The following is a 2,388-nucleotide window of genomic DNA, read 5'->3' as shown; positions in this document are numbered from 1 at the left end:
GGCCGATTCAGGAGAGACATGCCACGCGATCTTCCTGTTGGTAATGGCCGTTTGCTCCTCACGGTTGACGATCAAAATCCGCTGCGCGATAGCTAATTCCCGCACGTCGGCCAAGACAACAAATCCGGCGCAAGCCCTTGCCACTTCGGTGTTTGGGCCGAAATTCCAGGACCCAAGGGACGCAACGAGTCGGCCGGCAAGCTCGCCTGGACCAGCGACGACGGCTTCCAACGACGTCTTCGCTACCTCGATGATGCGCTGACGACGGACGTTGACCTGTGGCACGACGAGTTGCAGATCAGCCTGCACTGCAACGACGTCGTCGACTTCAACCGCAACGTCCTGGTCCGCAAGGTGCGCGTCCACAACCGTCTCGACTCCGCCCGGCTGGTGAAGCTGTTTCACCATAACGACTTCCTGATGTTCGGAACGCGGATCGGCGACACCGCGTACTACGATCCCGAACTCAAGAGCATGGTCCACTACCGCGGCAAGCGGTACCTCTCCGCCACGTTCTTCGAAGAGCACGGCAACGGCGGTGAGTACCCCATTAGCCAGCGCGTCGATGAGTACGCCACCGGCACCAGCGGCTTCGGTGGGGCAGAGGGCACGTACCGCGATGCCGAGGACGGCAAGCTGGGCATGAACCCGATCGCCCAGGGTGCCGTCGACGCGACGATGAGCATCAACGTCCACCTAGCCCCCGGCGAGACCCGCACGCTCTACATGGCCATCATTGCCGGCAAGAGTCGTGACGAGGTGGCAGAGCTGCACCGCTGGCTCACGCGACAGACGCCCGGCCGGGTCGTCAAACGCACGACCGACTACTGGCGACTCTGGAGCCAGGGCGCGGGCGTCCAGTTCGGCGACCTGTCCGAGCCGGTCGTCAAGATGTTCAAGCGGTCGCTGCTGACCGTCCGCACGCAGATCGACGACGAAGGCGCGATCCTGGCGGCGAACGACAGCGACATCATGCAATTCGCCCGCGACACATACAGCTACATGTGGCCGAGGGACGGAGCACTCGTCGCGGACGCGCTTGATCTCTGTGGGTTCAGCGACTTGGCCCGCAACTTCTACAGCTTCTGTCAGCGGTTGATCCAACCCGAGGGCTTTTTCCTGCACAAGTACAACCCCGACGGCTCGCCCGCCTCCAGCTGGCACCCGTGGATCAAGGACGGCGAGCCGTCGCTGCCCATCCAGGAAGACGAGACCGCGCTCGTCGTATGGGCGATGTGGCGTCACTACTGGCGCTACCGCGACACGGAGTACGTCCGCCCGTTGTGGATTGACGTCGTCATCCCGGCGGCCGACTTCATGTGCGCGTACCGCGACGACAAGACCGGCCTGCCACTTCCGAGCTATGACCTGTGGGAGGAGCGGTGGGGTATCCACGCGTTCACGGTCGCCACCGTCTACGGCGGACTGATCGCGGCGCGGAACTTCGCCGTCAGCTTCGGCGACTCGGATCGTGCCGAGAAGTACGGCAAAGCTGCTGCCGAGATTCGCGAGGCCGCGGCGAAGTACCTCTGGAGCGATCGCCTGGGCCGATTCGCCCGCCGGCTCGTTCCAACCGATGCCAAGGGTCCGCCGCAGGAACCGCACTACGAGGACCCCGAGGCCGAGACCCTCCACGAAAAGCCCGACTGCGACGGCCTGTTCGAGGTCGACGATGTCATCGACGCGTCGCTCTTTGCGATCTACAAGTTCCACCTCTTCGCCGGCGACGACCCGCGCGTCCAGGCGACCATGCAGGCCGTCGAGGACGAGCTGTGGGTCAAGACCGACGTCGGCGGCGTCGCCCGGTACACGAACGACTATTACCACCGCATCAGCGACGACATCGACAAGGTGCCGGGCAACCCGTGGTTCATCTGCACGCTCTGGCTGGCGGACTACAAGATCCACGTCGCCAACACCAAGGGCGAGCTTCAAGAGGCCCATCCGATCTTCGAGTGGACCGCCAGTCACGCCCTGGAGTCCGGCGTGCTCGCCGAGCAGGTCAATCCGTACACGAACGACCCGATCAGCGTCAGCCCGCTCACGTGGAGCCACGCGACCGTCTGCAGCACGGTGATGAAGTACCTGGAAAAGCTCGAACAGCTCGACCGCGTCAACGCCGGACCTGACACGTTCCAGATGCGCGTGCCGGGGCGCTTCCAGAGCACCCACAGCAGCGACGTCCCCGACGCCCCGGGCGGTGAGTACCAGGACGACTTCTCGATCCCCGAGCCCCCAGCCCGTCCGGAAACGCCGGACGCCGATGACGCTCAGGCGGCGTGAAGTGCCCAACCGTTCCCGTTTCCGGTAGCCGCGGGCTTACAGCCCGCAGGTTCGGGTCGCAAACAGCGTGATCCAACGAACACATCTGCGGGCTGTAAGCCCGCG

At 64.4% G+C, this 2,388-nt stretch carries 2 protein-coding genes; one reads left to right on the top strand and one right to left on the bottom strand.

The features are described from left to right. Positions 1 to 309: hypothetical protein (locus AAGI46_16890; GenBank protein MEM1013884.1), on the bottom strand; the 309-nt coding region annotated here is incomplete at its 3' end. Between AAGI46_16890 and AAGI46_16885 the strand changes: the two genes are divergently transcribed. Then, positions 292 to 2,283, top strand: a complete 1,992-nt coding sequence (locus tag AAGI46_16885) for a glycoside hydrolase family 15 protein (protein ID MEM1013883.1) — start codon at positions 292 to 294, stop codon at positions 2,281 to 2,283. The genes AAGI46_16890 and AAGI46_16885 overlap by 18 nt on opposite strands. Positions 2,284 to 2,388 lie beyond the last annotated feature (105 nt).

It is taken from the genome of Planctomycetota bacterium (genome assembly GCA_038746835.1).
Classification (GTDB): domain Bacteria; phylum Planctomycetota; class Phycisphaerae; order Tepidisphaerales; family Tepidisphaeraceae; genus JBCDKH01.
Note: the sequence above shows the minus strand (reverse complement) of the source record. Positions and strands in the feature narration are given on the sequence as shown.